Source organism: Streptomyces sp. NPDC058812 (genome assembly GCF_042744565.1).
GTDB lineage: Bacteria > Actinomycetota > Actinomycetes > Streptomycetales > Streptomycetaceae > Streptomyces > Streptomyces thinghirensis.
In genome coordinates this window covers 205,451-229,082 of sequence record NZ_JBHYOB010000001.1, presented here as the reverse complement: position 1 = coordinate 229,082, position 23,632 = coordinate 205,451, and the positions used below count along the sequence as shown (strand labels likewise).

The 23,632-nt window shown below is 70.7% G+C and carries 18 protein-coding genes; 9 read left to right on the top strand and 9 right to left on the bottom strand.

Going from position 1 to position 23,632, the window contains the following annotated elements:
- Positions 1–20: 20 nt before the first annotated feature.
- From ACFW48_RS01120 to ACFW48_RS01110, 3 genes are all read right to left on the bottom strand, one after another.
- On the bottom strand, positions 21–1,208 hold the full coding sequence (locus ACFW48_RS01120; protein WP_386309223.1) for an MAB_1171c family putative transporter: 1,188 nt from the start codon (positions 1,206–1,208) through the stop codon (positions 21–23).
- Positions 1,205–1,726, bottom strand: coding sequence for a toxin (locus ACFW48_RS01115; protein ID WP_386309220.1), 522 nt, complete (start codon positions 1,724–1,726; stop codon positions 1,205–1,207). Before ACFW48_RS01115 ends, ACFW48_RS01120 begins: the two co-directional genes overlap by 4 nt.
- 91 nt (positions 1,727–1,817) lie before the next feature.
- A complete protein-coding gene (locus tag ACFW48_RS01110; protein ID WP_386309218.1) occupies positions 1,818–3,053 on the bottom strand; it encodes a DUF6545 domain-containing protein in 1,236 nt (411 codons plus the stop codon).
- Between the two features lie 241 nt (positions 3,054–3,294).
- Between ACFW48_RS01110 and ACFW48_RS01105 the strand changes: the two genes are divergently transcribed.
- The 5 genes from ACFW48_RS01105 to ACFW48_RS01085 are packed head-to-tail and all read left to right on the top strand — an operon-like array spanning position 3,295 to position 8,981.
- Positions 3,295–4,653, top strand: coding sequence for an extracellular solute-binding protein (locus ACFW48_RS01105; RefSeq protein ID WP_386309216.1), 1,359 nt, complete (start codon positions 3,295–3,297; stop codon positions 4,651–4,653).
- Positions 4,650–5,591, top strand: a complete 942-nt coding sequence (locus ACFW48_RS01100) for a carbohydrate ABC transporter permease (RefSeq protein WP_386309213.1) — start codon at positions 4,650–4,652, stop codon at positions 5,589–5,591. Before ACFW48_RS01105 ends, ACFW48_RS01100 begins: the two co-directional genes overlap by 4 nt.
- The gene (locus ACFW48_RS01095) at positions 5,588–6,451 is read left to right on the top strand and encodes a carbohydrate ABC transporter permease (RefSeq protein WP_386309211.1); all 864 of its coding nucleotides are present in this window, start codon (positions 5,588–5,590) and stop codon (positions 6,449–6,451) included. The genes ACFW48_RS01100 and ACFW48_RS01095 overlap by 4 nt, the downstream gene beginning before the upstream one ends.
- Positions 6,448–7,419, top strand: a complete 972-nt coding sequence (locus tag ACFW48_RS01090) for an arabinan endo-1,5-alpha-L-arabinosidase (RefSeq protein WP_386309210.1) — start codon at positions 6,448–6,450, stop codon at positions 7,417–7,419. The genes ACFW48_RS01095 and ACFW48_RS01090 overlap by 4 nt, the downstream gene beginning before the upstream one ends.
- A 56-nt stretch (positions 7,420–7,475) precedes the next feature.
- A complete protein-coding gene (locus tag ACFW48_RS01085; protein WP_386309208.1) occupies positions 7,476–8,981 on the top strand; it encodes an alpha-N-arabinofuranosidase in 1,506 nt (501 codons plus the stop codon).
- A 13-nt stretch (positions 8,982–8,994) separates the two neighbouring features.
- Here ACFW48_RS01085 and ACFW48_RS01080 read toward each other — a convergent pair whose 3' ends face one another.
- A complete protein-coding gene (locus ACFW48_RS01080) occupies positions 8,995–11,772 on the bottom strand; it encodes a beta-galactosidase (RefSeq protein ID WP_386309205.1) in 2,778 nt (925 codons plus the stop codon).
- Between the two features lie 208 nt (positions 11,773–11,980).
- On the opposite strand from ACFW48_RS01080, the gene ACFW48_RS01075 reads away from it, so the two are divergent.
- Together ACFW48_RS01075 and ACFW48_RS01070 are read left to right on the top strand one after the other, a co-directional pair.
- Positions 11,981–12,634, top strand: coding sequence for a DUF4360 domain-containing protein (locus tag ACFW48_RS01075; RefSeq protein WP_386309203.1), 654 nt, complete (start codon positions 11,981–11,983; stop codon positions 12,632–12,634).
- 266 nt (positions 12,635–12,900) lie between these two features.
- A complete protein-coding gene (locus ACFW48_RS01070; RefSeq protein ID WP_386309201.1) occupies positions 12,901–13,704 on the top strand; it encodes a hypothetical protein in 804 nt (267 codons plus the stop codon).
- On the opposite strand, the gene ACFW48_RS01065 is transcribed toward ACFW48_RS01070, so the two are convergent.
- Positions 13,631–15,196: a substrate-binding domain-containing protein gene (locus ACFW48_RS01065; RefSeq protein WP_386309199.1), complete on the bottom strand. Its 1,566-nt coding sequence runs from the start codon at positions 15,194–15,196 to the stop codon at positions 13,631–13,633. The genes ACFW48_RS01070 and ACFW48_RS01065 overlap by 74 nt on opposite strands.
- Before the next feature lie 250 nt (positions 15,197–15,446).
- Here ACFW48_RS01065 and ACFW48_RS01060 point away from each other — a divergent pair, with 250 nt between their 5' ends.
- Together ACFW48_RS01060 and ACFW48_RS01055 are read left to right on the top strand one after the other, a co-directional pair.
- Complete coding sequence (locus ACFW48_RS01060; protein ID WP_386309197.1) at positions 15,447–16,418, top strand: arabinan endo-1,5-alpha-L-arabinosidase; 972 nt, start codon at positions 15,447–15,449, stop codon at positions 16,416–16,418.
- Positions 16,400–17,833 (top strand): family 43 glycosylhydrolase, encoded by a 1,434-nt coding sequence (locus tag ACFW48_RS01055; protein ID WP_386309196.1) that lies wholly within the window; start codon positions 16,400–16,402, stop codon positions 17,831–17,833. Before ACFW48_RS01060 ends, ACFW48_RS01055 begins: the two co-directional genes overlap by 19 nt.
- 16 nt (positions 17,834–17,849) lie before the next feature.
- On the opposite strand, the gene ACFW48_RS01050 is transcribed toward ACFW48_RS01055, so the two are convergent.
- The 4 genes from ACFW48_RS01050 to mmsA all read right to left on the bottom strand — a co-directional run bounded on the left by ACFW48_RS01050 (position 17,850) and on the right by mmsA (position 23,603).
- Positions 17,850–19,442: a pyridoxal phosphate-dependent aminotransferase gene (locus ACFW48_RS01050; protein WP_386309194.1), complete on the bottom strand. Its 1,593-nt coding sequence runs from the start codon at positions 19,440–19,442 to the stop codon at positions 17,850–17,852.
- A 102-nt stretch (positions 19,443–19,544) separates the two neighbouring features.
- Entirely contained in the window at positions 19,545–20,693 is a 1,149-nt protein-coding gene (locus ACFW48_RS01045; RefSeq protein WP_386309192.1) for an aldose epimerase family protein, read from the bottom strand.
- A 109-nt stretch (positions 20,694–20,802) separates the two neighbouring features.
- Positions 20,803–22,047, bottom strand: coding sequence for a multiple monosaccharide ABC transporter permease (gene mmsB, locus ACFW48_RS01040; protein WP_386309190.1), 1,245 nt, complete (start codon positions 22,045–22,047; stop codon positions 20,803–20,805).
- The gene (mmsA, locus tag ACFW48_RS01035; RefSeq protein WP_386309188.1) at positions 22,044–23,603 is read right to left on the bottom strand and encodes a multiple monosaccharide ABC transporter ATP-binding protein; all 1,560 of its coding nucleotides are present in this window, start codon (positions 23,601–23,603) and stop codon (positions 22,044–22,046) included. Before mmsA ends, mmsB begins: the two co-directional genes overlap by 4 nt.
- Positions 23,604–23,632: the final 29 nt, after the last annotated feature.

Sequence of the window (23,632 nt, the reverse complement as noted above, 5' to 3'; positions counted from 1 at the left end):
CCTCTCGCGCGGGGCCCGGTTCACGCGGTCCCCGCCGTGGTCCTGCCGCTCGGCACGGCGGCGGGGGCCGGCGGCAGTGGTGCCGTACCGGCCAGCACGTCGGAGATCCGGCCGAGGGCGGCCGGGCCCGGCACCCGGCCGGGGAGCGGACCGGCGCCGCCAGGAGGTGGGGCATCCCTCTCCGGTTCCGCCTCGTGCCGCACCGCGGCGATGATCACCGCCGCCCAGGCGTCGGTCTCGGCGCGTCCCGGATCACCCGTCGCCGCCAGCACACCGGCGCGGGTCCGGTCGTACAGGTCCCGGTCGAAGTACGCGTCCAGGTGGCCGAGCGCGTTGTGGATGCTGGTCTGGCGCCACATCAGCCGGGTGGCGGGGGAGGCGAACCGGGGCCGGGGCAGCCGCAGCGTCCGGCGGGTGAGCAGATCGTCCAGCGCCCGCTCCAGGGGTTCGAGCCGGGCGTACGTCCGCCGGGCCCGCCGCCACTCGGTCACCCGGGGCGTCACCAGCGGGACCAGCACCCCGACGACCATCAGCAGGGCACCGAGACCGGCGGCGGCCGGGGAGAAGGCGGTGTCGAGTGCCGACCAGTCCCGCCCGGACCAACTGGCGCCCACCGCGACCAGCTTGGCGACGCTGTAGCCGGCGCCGCACAGCGAACCGACGCCGAGCAGTGTCAGGCCCGCCCGCAGCCCGCCCCGCACCCGGCGCGCCCAGCGCAGCGACATCACCGTGGTGACGGTCACCGCGATGAGGTGCGCGACCAGGTACAGCACGATCATCTGGGCGATGAACGGGGTCGTCGCGTAGTACGTGTCCAGGTCGGTGCGGCGCTCCACGGGCGCGTCGCCGAGGGCGAAGGTCACCGCGATGCCGAGGACCACGGCGGCGTAGGCGAGCGTCCAGCGGCGCGCCGTGCGGTGCACCCGGGGCCCGCCGCGCCAGTGGACGACGAGGACCTGGGAGGCGGCGCAGTACCCGGTGATCGCCGCGTAGGTGAGCGGGGCCGCGAGGTTCGGCACACCGCTCAGCCGGTTGACGGCGCCGACCGTCGGAGGCGCCCCGAGCAGGAAGCAGAGCCCGGCCAGCCCCAGCACGGCGCAGATGGCGCGCAGATACGGATCGCGGCGGTGGCGCACCAGATCGGGGGCCTTCACCAGCAGGCCGAGCCACAGCACCCCGCAGCTGACGTAGTTGATCAGGCCGTTCACCGCGTCGTCCCGCGGTAGTTGAGCGCGGCCCCGATGCGTCCGGCGAGGTCCTGGGGATCGTCGGGGTCGCCGCCCTCCGCGGCGAACACCGAGTCGGTGGAGGCCTCCAGCCAGGTGCGCAGCCGACGGCCCATCAGCATGCCGAAGCGGTCCGCCTCCTGCTCCTCGGCCAGGGAGAAGTCGGTGCGCGCGGCGACCGGCCGGGGCTCCGCGCCGACGTCCGCCTCCGCCTGCCGGCGGCTCATGTGCCACACCTCGTGGCAGAGGATCACGATCTGGTGCCACACGGCGGCACGCTCGTCCACCACCACGTCGTCGTGGCTCTCGCGCTCCAACCACAGTCCGCTCGCGGTGTGCGGCGGGAACGCCGCACGGTGGACGACCACGTCGCGTCCCCGCCATGCGCTGACGGAGGCGACGAGCGCGTCGAACAGGACCTCGGGATCCGCCGGGACCGGCACCCGGATGGGGTCGATGAGGGCGTCAGCGAGACGACGCATCTCCTTCCTGGTACGCACCGCTGTCTCCCTGTTCCCCTGGTTGTTGCTCGGTCACCTGTGCAATATGCCAAGACGGGTGCCGTCCGGGCCAGTTCCGCGTGCGGCACGGTCACTCGGTGACCGCCACGGTGTCCTCGGGTGCCGCGGCGCGGGCGCGGATCTCCCGGATCACGTCGGGGCGGCACAGGGCGCGCGAGAGCGCCCCGATCTCGCGGAGCAGGTCCGTGGTGTCGGGGGCGCGGGTGCCGTCGCCGCCGTCCGCGCGGGGCCCGGCGTCGACCGCGTCGAGGATGACCACCGCCGAGGCGAGCGCCCTCGCCCGCGCCGGGGGGAAACCGAGGCCGAGGGCCGCGGCGTACGACCGCTCGCCCAGCCGTTCGTCGGTGCGCCGGGCCAGCGGCAGCAGGACGTCGCGGATGAAGGTCTCGCGGCGGGTCAGGCGCAGCTCGGGGCTGGCGCGCAGGACGAACGGCACCCCGGAGCCGTTTACGGTCCGCATCAGCCGGTACAGCGGACGCAGTCGGCGGTGGGCCAGGCGGATCCGCCACCGCTCGTGCAGGTACTGCCCGGCGTGCGGCAGGATGAAGCCGACCGCGATCGACACCGCGGACAGACAGGCCAGGGCCGGGGCCACGTCCAGGCTGAGCCAGTCCAGGTCGTTGCCGGTCCAGCGGGCGGTGACGGCGGTGAGTTTGGCGGCGTCGAAGGCCAGGTTCAGCGCGTAGCCGACGCCCAGGAACCTCAGTCCCCAGCGCAGCCAGGCATCGAATCCGCCAGTGCGGATCCAGTTCCAGATCAGCTTCGAGGTGATGAGCACGGCGGTGGTGTGCGCGACGAGGTACAGCAGGATCTCCTCGCGCATGAACGGCGTGTTGGCATAGTACGTGTCCAGGTCCCGGGTGCGCTCCACGGGCACGTCGGCGAGGGCGAAGAGCACCCAGAGCGCGACGATCACGCTCCCGTAGGCGAAGACGACCCAGCGCGTGGCCCGGCGCGTCGGGGCGGAGCGCTCGGACAGCCCGTCGCGCCAGGCGATGATCAGCACCAGACAGGAGCCGCAGAAAGCGGTGAGCAGCGAGTACACCCAGGGCGCCGAGATGTTGGGCACGCCGGTGACGCGGTTGACCCAGACGATGGTCGAGGGCGCGACGAAGACGAACACCGCGCAGGCGAGCAGCAGCAGGCCGCCGACCGCGCGCAGCAGCGGGTCCTTCCAGAGCCGGATGATCGTCGGCACTTTGATCGCCAGGGCGGCGGCCAGGACGGCGGCCGGAACCCACCAGAAGGACGTGTAGAACTCGCTGAGGAACGAGGCCGGACCCATGGCCGCGTCCGCGGACTCCATCGCGTCCCCCGCTCTCACTCACCGCCTACTCAAGGCGCACTCAAGGACGTTCGAGCCTACGCGGCCGCATGTGTCCGCGTCATGCGATGCCGGCGCACGGAAAGTCCCGCCCCGAGTTCTTGTCCGAACCATTGACGCGAAAGCATCGCCCACCTACGGTCCCGTTCGAAGTTACGAGCGCTATTCGATATCTCGAACAACACGGTCACAAGTAATCATTCATGAGCAGATAGGGCAGGGCATGGGACGACCTGGCCTGGATCGCAGGCACTTTCTGGCCGCGGCGGGCGGTCTGACGGTCGCGGGGAGCTTCGGCTTCGCGGCCCTGGGCACGGGCGCCGACGCGCTCGCCTCCGGAGCGGACACCCGCGTGAGCTACTGGAACCTCTTCAGCGGCGGCGACGGCTACAACATGATCGCGATGCTGGACTCCTTCCGTAAGGACAATCCGGGCATCGACGTGAAGGACTCCACCCTTCAGTGGGGCAGCCCCTTCTACACCAAGCTCGCCATGGCGGCCGCCGGCAACCGCGCGCCCGACCTCGGTGTCATGCACCTGGGCCGCGTCACCGGCTTCTCGCCCGGCCGCCTCCTGGACCCCTGGGACGTCGGCCTGCTCGCCAAGTACGGCGTGCGGGAGGCGGACTTCAACCCCGAGCTGTGGAAGCGCGCCGTCATCGACGGCAAGCTCTACGCCCTCCCTCTCGACATCCACGTGCAGCTCTGCTTCTACCGCAAGGACGTGCTGAAGAAGGCGGGCCTGCTCGGCGCCGACGGGCGGATGGTGTCCGTGACGTCGACCGAGGAGTGGTTCGACGTGCTCAAGGAGGCCAGGAAGGCCACCAAGAAGGGCCTGCAGACCATCGGCTTCTGGCACAACGACCAGAACTTCCAGTGGTGGGACTTCGTCACCTTCTACACCCAGCTCGGCGGCACCTGGTTCAACGACGACAAGACCGAGGTCACCTTCGACACCGACAAGGCCACCCAGGTCCTGGAGTTCCTGCGCCGGCACGTCGCCGACGGCTACGCCGACCCGAGCTACGGGGGTGGCGCGGGCGCCGAACAGTTCGTCAACGGCGCCCCCTTCGCCTGGGAGGGCAACTGGTCGGTACCGGTCTTCTCCGGCGCGGAACTCGACTACGGCGCGGCCCCGCTGCCGCCCGTCTTCGGCAAGCAGGCCACCCACGCCGAGTCGCACTCCTTCGTACTCCCGCACCAGGCCGGGCGCGGCGGCGCCACCAACGAGGCCGCGCACCAACTGGCCGCCTACGTCGTCAAGCACGCCCAGCAGTGGGCGGCCGGCGGACACATCCCCGCCTACACGCCGACCCTGTCCACGGCCGCCTACAAGGAGCTGAACCCGCAGAGCGAGTACGCCGGCGTGATGGACCACCAGGCCACCGAGCCCAAGGTGTGGTTCGCCGGATCCACCGGCATCCTCGCCCAGCGCGTCGGCCCGATCGTCGTCTCCTCGACGATGGGCTCGGCGAAGCCGGAAGCCGCCGCCCGCCGCATGAAGGGCGCGCTCACCGACCTGCTCGGCACGAAGAACCCCATGGACGGCAGGACCGCCGCGCAGGGAGGTGCGGCCGCATGACCACGACCAGCGCTGAAACGATCATCCGCCCGGCGCGCGCGAAGACCGCCGCCGGCAGCGCCACCGTCCGCCGCAGGCAGGGCTTCCAGCACGGCGGCTGGTTCGTCGCCCCGTTCCTCGCCCTGTTCGCGCTCTTCGTCGTCTGGCCCCTGCTGCGCGGCCTCTACCTCAGCTTCACGGACGCCAACATCTCCGGCGACAGCGCGAGCTTCATCGGCCTGGACAACTACAGCGAGGCGCTCCAGGACCCCCTGATGTGGGACGCGCTCGGCCACAGCGCGTACTTCACGCTGCTCGTCGTGCCCTGTATCACCGTCCTCGCCTTCGTCCTCGCGATGCTCGCCCACCACATCGAGCGCGGCAAGTGGCTGTGGCGGCTCTGCTTCTTCATGCCGTTCCTGCTGCCGTCCACCGTCGCCGCCAACCTGTGGCAGTGGCTGTTCAACCCCGGCACCGGCATGATCAACCACGTCTTCGGCATCGAGACGCCGTGGCTGACCGACAAGTCGTACGCGCTGCTCGCGGTCGTCATCACGACCCTGTGGTGGACGGTCGGCTTCAGCTTCCTGCTCTACCTCGCCGCACTCCAGGGCATCCCCCTGCACCTCTACGAGGCAGCCAAGCTGGACGGCGCCAACGCCTGGCACCGGATGCTCCACATCACGCTGCCGATGCTGCGCAACATCACCGGCCTCGTCGTCGCCCTGCAGATCCTCGCCTCGCTCCAGGTCTTCGACCAGGCCGTCGTGATGCAGGACTTCGGGCCGGGCCCCGAGGAATCGACCCGCACCTTCGTGCAGTACACCCTCGAACAGGGCTTCACCAGCTACCGCGTGGGCTACGCCTCCGCGATCTCCATCATCTTCTTCGTGCTCATCGCGGCCGTCGCCCTCGCCCGGATGTGGCTGCTGCGCAACCGTGAGGAGGGCGGCCGATGACCACCGCCACGGCGCCGACGCGCACCAAACCCCGCAGGGCCTGGTCGACCGGCCAGATCGTGCTCACCCTCCTCGGCACGGCCGTCTCCGTGCTGTTCCTGGCGCCCCTGGCCTGGGCCCTGTTCACCTCGCTCAAGTCGGAGACCGAGGCCGTCGAGGTGCCGACGCACTGGCTGCCCGAGGACTGGACGGGCCAGGCGTGGACGGCCCTCTTCGAGACCGGCAACATCACCAACTGGTTCGTCAACTCCCTGGTCGTGTCGGTCTGCGTGACGACGGTCGTGCTGCTGGTCGGCGCACTGGCCGGCTACGGCTTCGCCCGCACCGAGTTCCGGGGCAAGGGCCTCCTGATGGGCGTGGTCATGGCGGGCCTCATGGTCTCCCCGGCCGTGCTCGGCGTCCCCCTGTTCACCACGGTCCAGCAGATGGGGATGGTCGACACGTACTGGGGCATGATCCTGCCGCAGTGCGCGCCCGCCGCGATGGTCTACATCCTCTACAAGTTCTTCCAGGGCATCCCGCGCGAACTGGAGGAGGCCGCCTTCATCGACGGCGCGGGCCGCTGGCGCGTCTTCTTCACGATCATCGTGCCGCTCTCCCGCCCCTCGCTCGCGGCGGTCGGCATCTTCACCTTCATCAGCTCGTGGAACAACTTCCTGTGGCCCTACATGGTGACCAACAACCCCGACCTGATGACCATGCCGAACGGCATCGCGACCGTCATGAACTCCTACGGCATCCAGTGGGCCCAGCTCATGGCCGGCGGCCTCATGGCCGGCCTGCCGCTGATCATCGTGTTCGTCTTCTTCCAGCGACAGATCGTGGCGGGCGTCGCCCACACGGGATTGGCGGGACAGTGACCGCGCGCAGAACCCTCGCCGCCGTGGCGACGGCCGCCCTGATCGTCATGCTGCCCCACACGGCGCAGGCATCGCAGAGTTACCCCGACCCGCGCCCCATCACCGGCCAGCAGATCATCCACGACCCCACCGTCACGCGCCTGAAGGGCGGCGGCTACGTCGCCTACTCCACCGGCGGTGTCATCGGCGCCCGCCTCTCCGAGGACGGCAGGCACTGGGACGACGCGGGCAACGCCTTCGCCCAGCCCCCGGGCTGGTGGTACGAGTACAACGACACCGGCGACCCGTGGGCCCCCGACCTCTCCTACCGCGCCGGCCGCTACTGGCTCTACTACGCCGTCTCCTCCTGGGGCACCAACCACTCCGCGATCGGCGTCGCCACCTCCCGCACGGGCCTGCCCGGCACCTGGACCGACCACGGCAAGGTCTTCTCCTCCGAGACGACCGACACCTGGAACGCCATCGACCCGGCGGTCATCCAGGCCGACGGCCGCCTGTGGATGTCCTTCGGGTCGTACTGGAGCGGCATCCGCATGGTCGAGCTGGACCGGCGCACCGGCAAGGCCGCCCGGGACGCGGAGGTCCACCACCTCGCCACCCGCCCGGACGAGCCGTACGCCGTCGAAGGCCCGGAGATCGTCAAGCACGGCCGCCACTACTACCTGTTCGCGTCGTACGACGCGTGCTGCTCGGGCGTGAACAGCACGTACAAGATCAAGGTCGGCAGGGCCACGGACATCAAGGGTCCCTACGTCGACAGCACCGGCACCCCCATGCTCCAGGGTGGCGGCGACCTCCTCCTGGAAGGCCACGGGCGCCACATCGGCACGGGCGGCCAGTCCGTCTACCGCGACCGGGGCCGGGACTGGCTGGCGTACCACTACTACGACGCCGAGGACGAAGGCACGCCCAAGCTCGGGCTGAACGCCTTGACCTGGACCAAGGACGGCTGGCCGAAGGTCTCCTAGGGCACGGCCGGCCACAACGAACCCGCGGACACACGCGAACCTCTGGAAAGGCAGACATGCGAACCGCCCGCTTCACCCTCGACCCCGCCTTCACCGTCGGTGAGGTCAACCCGCGCCTCTTCGGCTCCTTCGTGGAACACCTCGGCCGCTGCGTGTACACCGGCATCTTCGAGCCCGGCCACCCCACCGCCGACGACGCCGGACTGCGCCAGGACGTGCTGGACCTGGTCCGGGAACTCGGCGTCACCGCCATCCGCTACCCCGGCGGCAACTTCGTCTCCGGCTACAAGTGGGAGGACTCGGTCGGCCCGGTGGAGGACCGCCCCCGCCGCCTCGACCTGGCCTGGCGCTCCACGGAGACCAACCGCTTCGGCCTCTCCGAGTACATCGCCTTCCTCAAGAAGATCGGTCCCGAGGCCGAGCCGATGATGGCGGTCAACCTCGGCACCCGCGGCGTCGCCGAGGCCCTCGAACTCCAGGAGTACGCCAACCACCCCTCCGGCACGGCGCTCTCGGACCTGCGCGCGGAGCACGGCGACAAGGATCCCTTCGGCATCCGGCTCTGGTGCCTCGGCAACGAGATGGACGGCCCCTGGCAGACCGGCCACAAGACCGCCGAGGAGTACGGCCGCGTCGCCGCCGAGACCGCCCGCGCCATGCGCCAGATCGACCCGGACCTCGAACTCGTCGCCTGCGGCTCCTCCGGCCAGTCCATGGAGACCTTCGCCGAGTGGGAGGCGACGGTCCTCAAGGAGACGTACGACCTGGTCGACCACATCTCCCTGCACGCCTACTACGAGCCGTTCGACGGCGACGTCGACTCCTTCCTCGCCTCCGCCGTGGACATGGAGTCGTTCATCGAGAACGTCGTCGCCACCTGCGACCACATCGGCGCCCGCCTCAAGTCCAAGAAGAGGATCAACCTCTCCTTCGACGAGTGGAACGTCTGGTACATGGCCAAGACCCAGGCCGAGGTCAGCGCCCTGGACTGGCCCGAGGCGCCCCGCCTGCTGGAGGACAACTACAGCGTCACCGACGCCGTCGTCTTCGGCTCGCTCCTCATCGCCCTGCTGCGGCACGCCGACCGTGTCACCGTCGCCTGCCTCGCCCAGCTCGTCAACGTCATCGCCCCGATCATGACCGAGCCGGGCGGCCCGGCCTGGCGCCAGACGACGTTCTTCCCGTTCGCGCAGGCCTCGAAGTACGGCCGCGGCGAGGTCCTCGACGTCCGGGTGGACTCACCGACGTACGGGACGAAGAAGTACGGCGAGGCCGACCTGCTGCACGCCACCGCCGTGCGCGCGGACGACGGCTCGGTCACCGTCTTCGCCGTCAACCGGTCCCGCACCGAGTCCCTGCCGCTCGACGTCGCCCTGAGCGGCCTGGACCTGACCGAGGTCGTCGAGCACAGCGCCCTCGCGGACGCCGACCCGGACGCCCGCAACACGCTCGCCGAGCCCGAGCGGGTCGTCCCGCACCCGGCCGAGGGCACGACCGTGGCGGACGGCAGGCTGACCGCCTCCCTGGAGCCGCTCTCCTGGAACGTGATCCGGCTGCGCTGAGGCGGGGCCGGGGTCAGCCGCGGCGCCGGCCGGGGGAGGCGACGGGTTTCACCGGCACCCCTCCGGCCGCGCTGCCCAGCAGTTCCAGCCTCGCCGCCCCCGGCCCCGACACCGCCTCGCCGTCGGTCAGGACGGCGAGGGCCAGGGTGTTGGCGGCGGCGCGGGTGCGCAGGATGCCGTTCGGCAGGACGAAGGTGTGCGGGGCGCCCGTGGGGTCGTTGCCGACGTACTCGCCCATGTTCCAGCCGTTCAGGAAGACCTGGACGCGGCAGTCGCGGTCCGGGTCGCCGTCGAGGACGAGCCCGATCGAGGCGTCGACGTCCGGCGGGACGTCCAGCCGGAAGGTGGTCCGGTACCAGGTCACGCCCTGGCGCCGGTCCTCGCGGGGGAAGGACGCCGAGGGCACGGACTCCCAGCCGCCGTCGTCGTACCCGGGCAGATGCCAGCCCCACCGCTCCCCGTACAGCCCGCCGGTGTTGAGCGGCCCGCGCACGGGGTCGGGCGCGGCCGCGCCCTGGATCCGCCACTCCACCTCCGGCGTCGCCCCTTCGAAGGCGACCGAGGTCAGTCCGCGGGCCGCCTTGTAGGCGTCCTGGCCGTGCTGGGTGCGCCGGACCAGGACGGACAGGACGGGGGAACCGCCGGCGTCGGGCTCCTGCCGCCGTCTCTCCCGTAGCGCCTCCCGCAGCTCCTTTGGCAGGCGGAACCCGGCCGTGGCGGTCCACGTGCCCTCGCCGCCGTCGTCCTCCCGGCCCATGCGGTGGGTGCCCAGCGGCACCCCGTCCAGCCAGGCCATCAGCATCCCGCGCGCGCCCGTGCTGTAGGCGAGGGACACCGACTCCAGGTCCGCGGCGCCGGTGAGCCGGCCCCGGTACCAGACGTCGCCGTAGTGGAAGCCGTAGTCGTCGGCGAAGAGCACGGGCTGCCCTTCGGGCACGGGGGTCGTGCTGTGCGACGTCCGCCGGTCGGCGACCGTCCACCCCGAGTCGTCGTAACCGGGCCCGGACTCCGGGTTCTCGGTGCGGCGCCGCCAGCCGTCGAGCGCGGGCAGCACCAGCTCGGGCGCACCGGGCAGCGGCCAGACGGCCATCAGGCTCTGGGCGCGGCCGACGGACGCCTCCACCGCCTCGCCGTTCCAGGTGACGTGGGTGATGCCGCGCGGCGCCCACACCTCGAGGCCGCTCTCCTCGACGGTGTCGCCGGTCAGCCGGATCGTGGCGCCGTCCAGGGCGACGTCGCGCAGCAGCGCCGGGCCGTGCACGAGGACCCGGCCCGACGGGGTCTCGTACGGCCACAGTCGCAGCGAGGCGGCGTCGTCGGCGACGAGCAGGATCAAGGTGCGGTCGGACTCGCCACTGCGCACCCGCAGCCGGGTCACCCGGTCCTCCCCGAGGGGCACCGTGATGTGCAGTCTCCCGTGGTCGTACGCCCAGGCGGCCTCCTCGTCCAGCCGGGTCGGCCACGGTTCGTCCGGGCAGTCCAGCACCAGGTGCGCCGACTCCCCCGCCCGGCCCACGAAGGCGGCGATGTCCAGCCTGCCGACGCTCAGGGACATCATCGGCTGCACGGTGGCGTAGGCCAGTTTCCGGCCCGCTCCCAGGTGGAGTCCGGTGGCGAACAGCTTGGCGTCCCGGGCGGGGACGGTGACCTCCACGTCGGTCCCGCCCATCGGCAGCGTCGACGTGACGTCGGTGGCGGAGTCGTTGCGCGCGACGTACGCGTGGGTGCCGGTGTCCGGGTTGGCCAGGTGCCGCACCCGGATGCGGGCGTCCGCGGCCCTGACCTCGGGCGCCTCGTCCAGCCGGGTGAAGTCGGGGACGTGGCGCAGCAGCTGCCCGAGCTGGTGGAGCGGGGCGAGTTTGTCCGTCGGCCGGCGGGCCTCGTCGATCGCCGCGGTGGGGTCGTACGTGGGCGTGGGCGCGGACGGCGCGGGCAGCCAGCCCCACGAGGTGCCGCCGAACGCCGTGTGGACGTTGTGCAGCGTGACGCCGTGCGCGAGGTGGTCGAGATGGACCCGCCGCGCCTCGGCGGCGTCCCGGGCCCGCTCCACCTCGCCCCAGGCGACCGGGGTGTCGGCGTGCAGGAGGGGTACGTCGATGCCGTCGGCGCGGAGCCTGTCGTGCAGGTGGGTCAGGTGGGCGCGCCGCGGGGCGTCGACGCGGTAGAGCAGGACGGTGCCGGTGCCGCGGGTGTACTGGTGCCGGGCGGCGACGGCGTGGACGCGGCTCAGCCACTCGTCGGCGTGGCGCAGGTACGCGGGGTCGGCGGTCCGGGCCCGGCCCTCGGTGGCCGTCAGCCAGCCGGGCAGGCCGCCCGCGTCCACGTCCGCGCCGATGTGGGGGCCGGGCTGGAGGACGACGTACATACGGGTCTCGGCGGCCGTGCGCAGGAACAGGTCCAGGTCGCGGACGCCGGTGAAGTCGTACTCGCCGGGGGCGGGGGAGTGCTGGTTCCAGGCGAGGCGGACGCTGACCGCGTTGTAGCCGTAGGCGCGCATCTTCTGCAGCACGTCCCGCCACAGGGACGGGCTCGGCAGCCGGAAGGGGTGCATCTCGCCGGACCACAGCGCCAGGCGTCTGCCGTCGATCAGCAGGGAGTACCGGTCCAGGGCGACCCGGTGGCGCACCCCGTCGGCGCCGGGCGGCCCGGGCGGCGGCCCGGTGGGCACGGGGCCGCGAGCGCCGGAGCGGGGCAGCGCCTGGCTGCTCACGCTGCCGCCGAGCGCGAGGCCGAGGACGGTGGTGCCCGCGAGGGCGCTGAACGCTCGTCTGCTGAGCCTGCTGAGCTCCAAGGGAGCCTCTCCTGTTGCTGTACTTCTGGTGCCGCGCTGCCGGGCCATTCTCCACACCCACCCGGCGATGCGTTAAATGGCCGGAGTTCGATCTGTTCGCGTCGCGCGGGCGTGCATACGATGCGACCGCCTCGTGAATGTCATGTGCACAACAGATGTGTCAGGCATTCAACTACATCCACCCCCCACTGACCGGGATGGGAGACCCATGGCCACCGGCCTGCTCCTGAGCGGCACGATCGCCGCGCTCCTCACCTCCGCGCTGCCCGCGCAGCACCAGCCCTCCGGCGGGTTCGAGGACCCGCCGCCGGACAAGATCATCATCGACGTCGCCACGGTCAACGGCTCCGGCTGTCCGCAGGGCACGGCGGCGGTCGCCGTCTCCGAGGACAACACCGCCTTCACCGTCACCTACAGCGACTACCTCGCCCAGGCGGGCGGCGACTCCGCGCCCACCGCCTTCCGCAAGAACTGCCAGCTCAACCTGCTCGTCCACGTCCCGCAGGGCTTCACCTACGCCGTGGCCAGTGCGGACTACCGCGGCTTCGCCGCCCTCCAGCCGGGCGCGCAGGGCACCCAGCGGGCCTCGTACTACTTCCAGGGCTCCCCGGACACGCAGTACCGCACCCACCCGTTCAGCGGCCCGCTCAACGACAACTGGCAGGCCACCGACACCACCGACTGGGCCCAGCTGGTCTGGGCGCCCTGCGGAGTGCAGCGCAACTTCAACATCAACACGGAGCTGCGGGTGAGCGCGGGGACGTCCGACCCCGAAAAGGTGAGCTTCATGACGATGGACTCCACCGACGGGGACATCAGCACGGTCTACCACCTGGCGTGGAAGGAGTGCCCCGAGTCCTGACCGGGGACCGGCGGAGGGCGTGACCGTGGTCGCCGGTGCCGGGCGATCCCGGCCACGCCCGTCCGCGGGTGAGGCCGGCGGCGCGGACTTGTTCGACGTGGTCCACGGCCTCCCCCCGGTTGACGACGCGCGTGCGCGGTAGAGTCCGCACGTGCGTTGATCCTCCGGGCGGCGGCCGAGCGCCGCCGCAGACGGTACGGGCGACCCCGCCGGCACGGGGCCGCCCGGTCGGCATACCCGTCGCCCGTCCTCACGGAGATCACGCGATGACCGCTCAGCAGCCCCTGACCTACGACGCCTTCGTCGAACTCGCCTCCGCCGACCCGGCCGTCGTCGGACTCGTCCTCAAGGGCTCCCGGGCCCACGAGGGCATGACCACCGAGCACTCGGACCACGACCTGTACGTCGTCCTCGCCGACGGCGCGACCACGGCCCTCACCGGTTTCGCGGGGCACCGCACCCCGGAACTCGACCTCGTCGTCCTCTCCCTCGACGAGTTCCGCGCCGCCGGAATGCCCGGCTTCGAGCGGTACGCTCTCGCCCGCGCCCGGATCGTGCTGGACCGGCTGGACGGAGGCATCGCCCGGACGCTGGCCGCCAAGGCGCGGCTCGACCCCGACGAGGCCTTCCGGGACGCGGGCGGATGGCTCGACGCCTACGCCAACTCCCTCTACCGCTCGGTCAAGAACGACCGCGACGGACACACGACCGCGGCCCGGCTCGACGCCGCCGACGGCGTCCGCTTCCTGCTGGAACTGCTCTTCGCGCTGGACCGCCGCCCCCGCCCCTACAACAAGTACCTGGCATGGGAACTCGCCCGGTTCCCGCTGCCGGGCTGGGACACGGGCCCGCTGCTCGACGCCGTGGACCGCGTCTCGGCGACGGGCGACGTGTCCGCACAGCGCCGTCTGTTCACGCGGGTCGAGGCGGTGGCCCGCGCGGCAGGGCACGGGGCGGTGCTGGACGCGTGGGGCGCGGACCTGGACCTGATGAGGGTCACGGCCCGGACGGCCGGCACAGCAGCGGCTTGTCCAGTTCCGAGCAGGGGCGGTGGCCCTGGGAGCGGATGATGTCCTTGCCGACCTCGTTGGCGAGGTAGCGCAGGAAGCCCGCGGCGATCGAGTCCGCCGGGGGTTCGCCGTAGGTGTAGGCGATCTCCGTCTGCCAGTACGGGTAGGCGCCCTCGTCGGCGCCCTCCAGGGTCGCCGGGTAGCCGTCGATGCGGACCAGGAGCACGTCGTCGCGGGCGGTGGCGGCGCCGACCTCGCTGTGGCCGAGGGCACCGGGGACCGAGGCCACGGTGTCCAGCAGGCCGGGGGTGCCGCCGACCTCGCAGCGGCCCGGCGCCTTCGTGTCCAGGCTCCTGCAGTCGTTGGCGGTGGTCGCGAGCAGGGGCCTGCCGTCCAGGACCTGCTCCTGGAGCGTGGTGCGGGTGCCGGAGCCGGGGTTGCGGCTGACGAGCTGGACGGGCAGGTCGTTGCCCCGCACCTGCTTCCAGTTGGTGATCTTCCCGGCGTAGATCTCCCGGACCTGCTTCAGCGACAGGTCCCGGACGCCGGTGTCCTTGTTGACCACCAGGGTGAACAAGGACAGGGCGACCGGTCTGGGCAGCAGTTGCGGGCGGCCGTCGGACTTGGGGCCGTCGCTGAACGCCAGCCGGTTTCCCAGCCCTCGGCCTTCCTCCGACCCGGCCTTCTCGCCTGCCGCGGCGAGTGCGTCCAGACCCGGGACGCTGCCCTTGAAGGAGTTGTCGGTGAGCGGGATGCGGGCGTCCGTACAGGTCTTCGTGTACTGCTCGGCGGCGCGCTCCAGGACCGGCTGGAACGCCGTCGACCCCGACAGGTGCAGCGTCCCACCCGCGCAGTCCAGCGGCGCGGCCACGGCGTCCTCGCCCCGGGCGAACGTGGACACGGACTGGGCGGCGCTCACCAGGACGAGCAGGGCGAGCAGCCAGCGGACCGGGCGGGAGGCGAAGGGGTAGTACTCGGTCCTCTTGATGGTCCCGCCGCGCACCCCGCCGACGACGCCCGCGGTGACCTCCGGGTCGGGGAAGTCGGTCTCGGTGAAGTCCGGTACGCGGTCCAGGACCGCCAGTACCTTGTAGTGCGCCCGCCGGTTGAGCTTCACCTTGGGCAGCCTGATGACACCGTTCGTGGCCCCGAGGCCCGGCGTTCCCGGTGTGAAGAAGTCACGCAGCACGGTGTGGCTGCACTCCGTCACGACCATGCCGACCACGTGGCGGCCCGGGAACGCCACGCGTATGCCCACCGAGTCGTTGGCGGGAGCCACGTAGTCGTCCTCGACTATCGGGGTCCAGCCGACGTTCTCTATGCGCAGCAGGACGACCGAGGGGTCGTGCAGGTCGGCGCCGTCCCACTGCATGCGCTGGAGCACCCCGGCCTCCGGTCCGGACGACGTGGCCGAGTCCCGGGCGCTGGTGTCCATCTGCACCCGGTAGCCGAGCCGTTTGCGGCCCGCGAGGAAGAACTCCCACAGGGCGGCGGTCACGGGCACGGCGAGGCCGAGCACGGCGATCACGAACTCCCACGGAACACCGTTCATTGACCGAGACTCCCGAGTCGGGGCGGAGGGACCTGGATGGGGAGGCCATGTTGTCCGGGGAGGAGGGCGGTCGACCGGGCCTGTGCTGACCAGCCGTCAGCAATTCATCCGTGTGTCACCTGTGAAACGTGGTGTTCTCCGGACGTTGGTTGCCATTGCCGCGCGAACCATTGACGCGCGAGGGGTTCGATTCTACGTTCCGTGCGAAGTGGCGATCGATGTTCGACATACAGAACAGGAGCGGTCCCCCATGAGCCGCAAGAAGCGAACCGCACTCCTCGCTCTCCCCACCGCCGCGCTGCTCGCCCTGATCCCCACCACGGCGTCGGCGTATCCCAACCCCGGCCGGGTCACCGGCTCCGTCGTCACGCACGACCCGACGATGATCCGCACCTCGTCCGGGCAGTACCAGCTCTACGCCACCGGCGGCGGCATCAGCAGCAAGACGTCCGCCGACCGCACGGCCTTCTCCGCGGGCGCCGACGCCTTCGGTTCCCGGCCCGCCTGGTGGTCGCGCTACTCCTCCGTCCCGGAGGCGTGGGCGCCCGACATCTCGTACCACGGCGGGAGATACCTGATGTACTACTCCGTCTCGAAGTTCGGCTCCAACACCTCCGCCATCGGCCTCGCCGGCTCCGCCACGGGGCAGCCGGGCAGCTGGAGCGACTACGGCATCGTCTACACCTCCAGCTCCTCCAGCGACTACAACGCCATCGACCCCAACCTCTTCGTCGACGACGACGGAAAGTGGTGGCTCTCCTTCGGCAGCTGGTGGACCGGCATCAAGATGATCCGGATCGACCCGGCCACCGGCAAGCAGCACGCCTCCGACACCGCCCGCCGTTCCCTCGCCTCCCGCCCGACCGGCACGAAGGCCGTCGAGGCCCCGTACATCGTCAAGCGGAACGGGTACTACTACCTCTTCGCCTCGTACGACACCTGCTGCGCCGGCACCAGTTCCACGTACAAGGTCAAGGTCGGCCGGGCGACCAGCGTCACCGGGCCCTACCGCGACAAGAACGGCGTCTCCATGATGAACAACGGCGGGACGCCCGTGCTCGAGTCGCACGGCAGGGTCATCGGCCCCGGCGGCCAGTCGATCATGAACGACGTCGACGGCGACCTGATCGTCTACCACTACTACGACGGCAACGACAACGGCACCCCCAAGCTCGGCATCAACCTCCTGAACTGGAGCAGCGGATGGCCCGTCGCCTACTGACCCTGCTGGCCGCCCTGCTGCTCGCCCTCTCGCTCGGACAGCCCTCCGCGAGCGCGGCCACCTTCGCCAACCCGGTCAAGGCGCAGAAGGGCGCCGACCCCTGGATCACCCACCACGACGGCAACTACTACATGGTGACGACGAGCTGGACCGACGTCATCACCGTCCGCAGGTCGCCCACCCTCGGCGGGCTCGCCACCGCTCCCGGCGTGCAGGTCTGGAAGGGCGACGCGGCCTCCCGGTGCTGCAACATCTGGGCGCCCGAACTGCACTACCTGAACGGCCGCTGGTACCTGTACTACGTCGCCGGGCAGAACGTCTCCGACTACAACCCGACCCAGCGCAGCCACGTCCTGGAGAGCGCCGGGTCCGACCCCATGGGCCCGTACACCTACCGGGGGCAGCTCAACTCCGCCTGGATGCTCGACCCCACGGTGGCGACGATCAACGGTCGGCTGTACCTCTTCGGCAGCACGCACAGCGGGACCCAGAACATCGTCGCCGCGCGGATGTCGAACCCGTACACGGTCTCCTCCTCCTTCACCACCGTCTCCACGCCGACGCACGACTGGGAACGCTCGGGTGCCCCGGTCAACGAGGGGCCGGAGATCCTCCAGCGGGGCGGCCGGACCTTCCTCGTCTACTCCGCCAGCGGCTGCTGGACCCCCGACTACAAGCTCGGGCAGCTGGAACTGACCGGGTCCGATCCGGTGTCCGCGTCCTCCTGGACGAAGAAGCCGACGCCGCTGTTCCAGCGCAGTGACGGCAACGGCGTCTACGGGCCGGGGCACAACGGCTTCTTCACCTCGCCCGACGGCTCCGAGAGCTGGATCGTCTACCACGCCAACGACGCCGCCTCGGAGGGCTGCGACAACGGGCGTACGGCGCGGGCGCAGAAGTTCGGCTGGAACTCCGACGGCACCCCGGACCTCGGCACACCCGTCCGGCTCGGGGCGAGCATGCCCGGACCCTCGGGCGAGCCGGCGTCCGTCTCGACCACGTACACGGTCACCAACCGCAACAGCGGCAAGTGCCTGGACGTCGCCGGGGGTTCGTCGGCGGACGGGGCGGACGTGGTGCAGTACTCCTGCAACGGCGGCGCCAACCAGCGCTGGCGCCTGGAGGACCGCGGGGACGACACCCACCGGCTGGTCAACGTGGCCACCGGGAAGGTGCTGGACACCGCCGACTGCTCGGCCGCCGACGGGGCAGACCTGCGGCAGTGGTCCTGGCTGGACAACACCTGCCAGCGGTTCCGGTTCCTCGCCACCGACGGCGGCCACGTCCGCATCGTCAACGAGGCCACCGGCAAGGTCGCCGACGTCGCGAACTGCTCGTCGGCGGACTCCGCCGACGTACGGCAGTGGACGTGGCTGAACAACGCCTGTCAGCAGTGGCGGCTGAACCCGGCGTGAAGCACTGTCCGCGCCCTCACCCCGTACGGCCCATGCCGGCCGGGTTCGGCAGGCTCTGCGGTCCCGGCCAGCCCGTCGCCGGGACCGACTCCAGGCCGTTGGTGCCCCTGACCTGGGCGGCCGTGAGACCGCCGTGGGCCGGGACGCCGGGCGGGGTGGGGCCGGTCGGGAGGGGACCGGCCGGGGCCGGGTAGGGGGCCGGTGCCGGGTGGGGGGCCGGCACCGGCCCGGGGTACGGCGCCGGCTGGGGGACCGGCGCCGGTCGCGGGGCCTGCCGCGGTGCCGTCGGCTCCGGCATCGAGCCGATGGCGGCCGCCGCCGGGGCGGCGGGCACCGCGGCGGGGAGCGGCATGCCGGTGCCGACGGCCGGAGCGGCGGCGATTCCCCGCAGGCCGGCCCCGTTGGTCTCGCTCATCAGGCGGTCCACCGCCGCCGTGCCCGAGCTGTAGCCGGCCCCTGTGGCGGGCTCGGGCACGGCGGCTCCCCTCCTGGACCCGTAGAGCACCTGTTCCAGGCCGGACACCAGGCGACGCACGTCGGCCTGGGGGCGCACCACGAGACGCAGGAAGCGGCTGGACGAACCGATCTTGTTGCCGCATTCACGGACCAGGACCCGGTGCTCGGTGAGCATCCGGTCCCGGACGACGGTGCCCTCGGCGCCCAGGGGGAGGCGTACGAAGAGGAAGTTGCCCTGGGAGGGATAGACGGTCAGGCCGGGCAGCGCGGACAACTGGCCGGCCATCTCCAGGCGGTCGCGGCGGACCTGGTGGAGGCTCCGCGCGTACTCGGGCCCGTGGTCGCGCAGCATGAACACCACGTGCTCCGCCAAGGAGTTGAGGTTCCACTTGGGGAGCATGGCGCGCACCCGGCCCGCGAGCGCCGGGTTCGCGACCAGGTAGCCGAAGCGGACGCCGTGCAGGCCGAAGTTCTTGCCGAGGCTGCGCAGGACGACGACGTTGGGGCGCATCATCGCCTCCTGGACCACGCTGGGCTCGGCCTCCGCGTCGGCGAACTCCAGGAAGGACTCGTCGACGACGACCAGGTCCCGTTCGGCCATCGCGTCCATGAACCGCACGAGGGCCTGCTTGTGCAGGTAGCCGCCGTCGGGGTTGTTGGGGTTGCAGACGACGGCGGCCCTGGTGCCGCGGGCCCGGATGAACTCGGCGTACCGCGCGAGGTCGAGGGCGAAGCCGCCGGACTCCTGGAGCGGGAACATGTCGACCCGCTTGCCGGTCTCCATGGGCTGGTCGGTCCAGCGGCCGAAGGTGGGGACGGGGACGGCGAGGGACTCCCGGACCAGCAGATGGTCGATCCAGGTGATCAGCTCCGTCGAGCCGTTGCCCATCGCCACGCACTGCGGCGGCAGTTGGAGCAGGCCGCACAGTTCGGCGGTGATGGTGTCGGCGCTGCTCGGGTAGTACGTGATGATGTCGCGCAGCCGGCCGGCCAGCTCGTCGAACATCGCCGGGGTGGGGAAGTACGGGTTGCAGGGGATGCAGAAGTCCACCGGGCCGGCGCCCGCCGCCTCGCCGCTCTCCCGCGTCAGCGCCGCCATCGACGGGCTGTGCGCCGCGGTGCCGCGGAACAACGAGGTGACGTTGCCGGACAAGAGAACCTCCGTCTGTGTGCGGCCCGCGCGGGGGAGCGCGGGCCGCACATACATACGGAGGGGACTGCGGGGATGTTCAACGCATGTGAAGGAAGTGTGCTCTCACGCGTCGAACGAGTGCACCGTCGTCGTCCGGTACGTCTGCCCCGGCCGCAGCACGGTCGAGGGGAACGACGGCTGGTTCGGCGAGTCCGGGAAGTGCTGCGTCTCCAGGCACAGGGCGTCGCCCTGCCGGTAGAGGGAGCCGCCGGTGCCGGTGAGGGTGCCGTCGAGGAAGTTGCCCGAGTAGAACTGCAGACCGGGCTGGTCGGTGGCGATGCGCAGGGCGCGGCCGGAGGAGCGGTCGCGCAGGGTGGCGATGTGCTCGGGGCGGTCGGTGATGCCCTTGTCGAGGACCCAGTTGTGGTCGAAGCCCTTGGCGGTGATCAGCTGCGGGTGGGCGTCCCGGATGTCCCGGCCGATCGGCTTGGCCCGGCGGAAGTCGAAGGGAGTACCGGACACCCTCGCAAGCTCGCCCGTCGGGATGAGACCCGCGTCGGTGGGCGTGTAGCGGGACGCGGCGATCGACAGCTCGTGGTCCTCGATCGTGCCGCTGCCCTCGCCGGCCAGGTTCCAGTAGACGTGGCTGGTGAGGTTGACGACGGTGGCCCTGTCGGTGGTCGCCTCGTAGTCGATGCGCCACTCGCCGCGCCGGGTGAGCGTGTACGTCACCTTCGCCTTGAGCGTGCCCGGGTAGCCCATCTCGCCGTCGACGCCGGTGTAGTGCAGGACCAGGCCGACGTCGGCGCCCTCGGTGAACGGCTCGACGTCCCACACCCGCTTGTCGAAGCCCTGAGCGCCGCCGTGCAGGGAGTTCTCGCCGTCGTTGACGGAGAGCTGGTACGCCTTGCCGTCCAGCGTGAAGCGGCCCTTGTCGATGCGGTTGCCGTAGCGGCCGATCAGGGCACCGAAGTAGGGGCTGGAGGCCACGTAGTCGTCGAGGTTGTCGAAGCCCAGCGAGACGTTCTCGTAGCGGCCCCGGCGGTCGGGTATCTCCAGGGACTGGACGACGCCGCCGTACGACAGCACCTTCATCCGCGTGCCGCCGTTCTCCAGGGACCAGCGGTACACCTTCGTGCCGTCGGCGAGCTTACCGAAGAGCTCCTTCACCGGCTTCCTGCCTCCCGTGGCGTGTGCGGTGCCGCCGGCCGTGGCGGCGGTGAGACCGGCGGCGGCTGCGCCGGCGATGACCGTGCGCCTGTTCAGTTCCATACGGCAACTCCTCAAGTGGGTAGATAGAAGCGCCATCAGGGGCGCGGGGAACTGCGCGACCAGCCACAACCGGCCCGCAGTCTCCGTACGGCCCAAATAGACCGCTTCTCTAAGAACCGACCCTGCGCTTGTTCCACACGTCGAACCCGACCGCCGCCAGCAGCACCGCGCCCTTGATGACCTGCTGCCAGTCGGTGCCGATGCCGACGAGGTTCATGCCGTTGTTCAGCACGCCCAGGACCAGGCCGCCGATGATGGCGCCGAGGACCGTGCCCACGCCGCCGCTCATCGACGCGCCGCCGATGAACGAGGCGGCGATGGCCTCCAGCTCGAAGTTGAGGCCGGCCTTGGGCGAGGCCGCGTTGAAGCGGGCGGCGAAGACCAGCCCCGCCAGGGCCGCGAGCATGCCCATGTTCAGGAAGACCAGGAAGGTGACCTTCTTGTCCTTCACGCCCGACAGCTTGGCCGCGGGCAGGTTGCCGCCGATGGCGTAGATGTGGCGGCCGATGATCGCATTGCGCATCAGGTAGCCGAACCCGACGACCAGCACGCCCAGGATGAGCAGCACGACCGGGGCGCCCTTGTAGCTGGCGAGCAGCAGCGTGACGACGAGGACGGCGGAGACCAGCGCGACCAGCTTGAGCAGGAACAGCTTGACCGGCGGCACCTCCAGGGCGAACTCCTGCTGCCGCTTGCGGTCGCGGACCTCCTGGAACACCACGAAGGCGATCAGCGCGAAGCCCAGCAGCAGGGTGAGGTTGTGGTAGTTGGTGTTCGGGCCGACTTCGGGCAGGAAGCCGTTGGCGATCTTCTGCAGGTCCTTCGGGAACGGGCCGAGGGTCTGGCCCTTCAGGAAGATCTCCGTCAGACCGCGGAAGAGCAGCATGCCCGCGAGGGTCACGATGAACGACGGTATGCCGAGATAGGCGATGAAGAACCCTTGCACGGAGCCCGCGAGGGCGCCGATGGCCAGGCACAGCACGACCGCGACCGGCCAGGGGAGATCGTTCCTGACCATCAGTACGGCGGCCATCGAGCCGATGAACGCCGTCAGTGAGCCGACCGACAGGTCGATGTGGCCCGCGATGATGACGAGCATCATGCCGATCGCGAGGATCAGGATGTAGCTGTTCTGCAGCACCAGGTTGGAGACGTTGCGCGGCAGCAGCAGGTCGCCGTCGGACCACACCGCGAACAGCGCCACGATCAGGCCGAGGGCCATCAGCATGCCGTACTGGCGCATGTTGCGGCGCATGCCGTCGAGCATCAGCCGCAGCAGGCCGCCGCCGGAGGCAGTCCCGTCCTTGCCGGGCGGCGCGGGGGCCGGGGTCTTGGCGGTCACGTCCGTGCTCATCGGGTTACCTCTTTGTCCTTCTTGTCCTTCGTCATCCGACGCATCAGCGCTTCCTGCGATGCTTCGGCCCGCGAGAACTCACCCGTCAGCCGCCCCGCGGCCATCGTGTAGATGCGGTCGCACATGCCGAGCAGCTCCGGCAGTTCGGAGGAGATGAAGACGACCGCCTTGCCCTGGGCGGCCAGCTGGTCGATGACCGTGTAGATCTCGTACTTGGCGCCCACGTCGATGCCGCGCGTGGGCTCGTCCAGGATCAGCACCTCGGGACCCGCGAAGATCCACTTGCTGAGGACGACCTTCTGCTGGTTGCCGCCGGACAGCTTGCCCACCGGCTCGAAGACGGTGGGAGCCTTGATGTTCATGGACTTGCGGAAGTCCTCGGCGACCTGCCGCTCCCCGTGCTCGTCGACCACACCGCGCTTGGAGACCTTGCCCAGCGCGGTCAGCGAGATGTTCCGGTTGATGGTGTCGATGAGGTTCAGGCCGTAGTGCTTGCGGTCCTCGGTGACGTACGCGATGCCGTGCTTGACCGCCTCCGGGACGGTCTTCGTACGGATCTCCGTGCCGTCCCGGAGGACCGTGCCGCCCGCGTACCGGCCGTAGGTGCGGCCGAAGACGCTCATCGCCAGTTCGGTGCGGCCGGCGCCCATGAGCCCGGCGATACCGACGATCTCGCCGCGCCGCACCTCGATCGACACGTCGTCGACGACCTTGCGCTGCTGGTCGATGGGGTGGTGCACGGTCCAGTCGCGGATCTCCAGTGCGGGCGCGGACCCCTCCTCCGGGTGGTGCGGGGTCCGCTCCGGGAAGCGGTTCTCCAGGTCGCGGCCGACCATCCCGCTGATGATCCGGTCCTCGGTCGTCTCCTCGGCCTTCACGTCGAGCGTCTCGATGGACTTCCCGTCGCGGATGATCGTGACCGAGTCGGCGACCCGGCGGATCTCGTTCAGCTTGTGCGAGATGATGATCGAGGTCATGCCCTGTTCCCTCAGCTGAAGGATCAGGTCGAGGAGTTTGCCGCTGTCCTCGTCGTTGAGCGCCGCCGTCGGCTCGTCGAGGATGAGCAGCTTCACCTTCTTCGACAGCGCCTTGGCGATCTCCACCAGCTGCTGCTTGCCCACGCCGATGTCGGCGACGCGGGTCTCGGGGTGCTCGTCGAGACCGACCCGGCGCAGCAGCTCGGTGGCGTGCTTCAGGGTGTCGTTCCAGTTGATGAGTCCGCGCTTGGCGTGCTCGTTGCCGAGGAAGATGTTCTCCGCGATGGACAGATACGGCACCAGCGCCAGCTCCTGGTGGATGATCACGATGCCGTGCTGTTCGCTCGCCCGGATGTCCTTGAACCGGCAGGACTCGCCCTCGAAGAGGACGTCCCCCTCGTAGCTGCCGTGCGGATGGACGCCGGAGAGCACCTTCATCAGGGTCGACTTGCCGGCGCCGTTCTCCCCGCAGATGGCGTGGACCTCGCCCTGGCGGACGGTCAGTGTGACGTCCGACAGCGCTTTGACACCGGGAAAGGTCTTGACGATCGAGCGCATTTCCAGGACGGGTCCCGCCATGGTCGTGCCTTCCAATCCTTGAGGGGGCC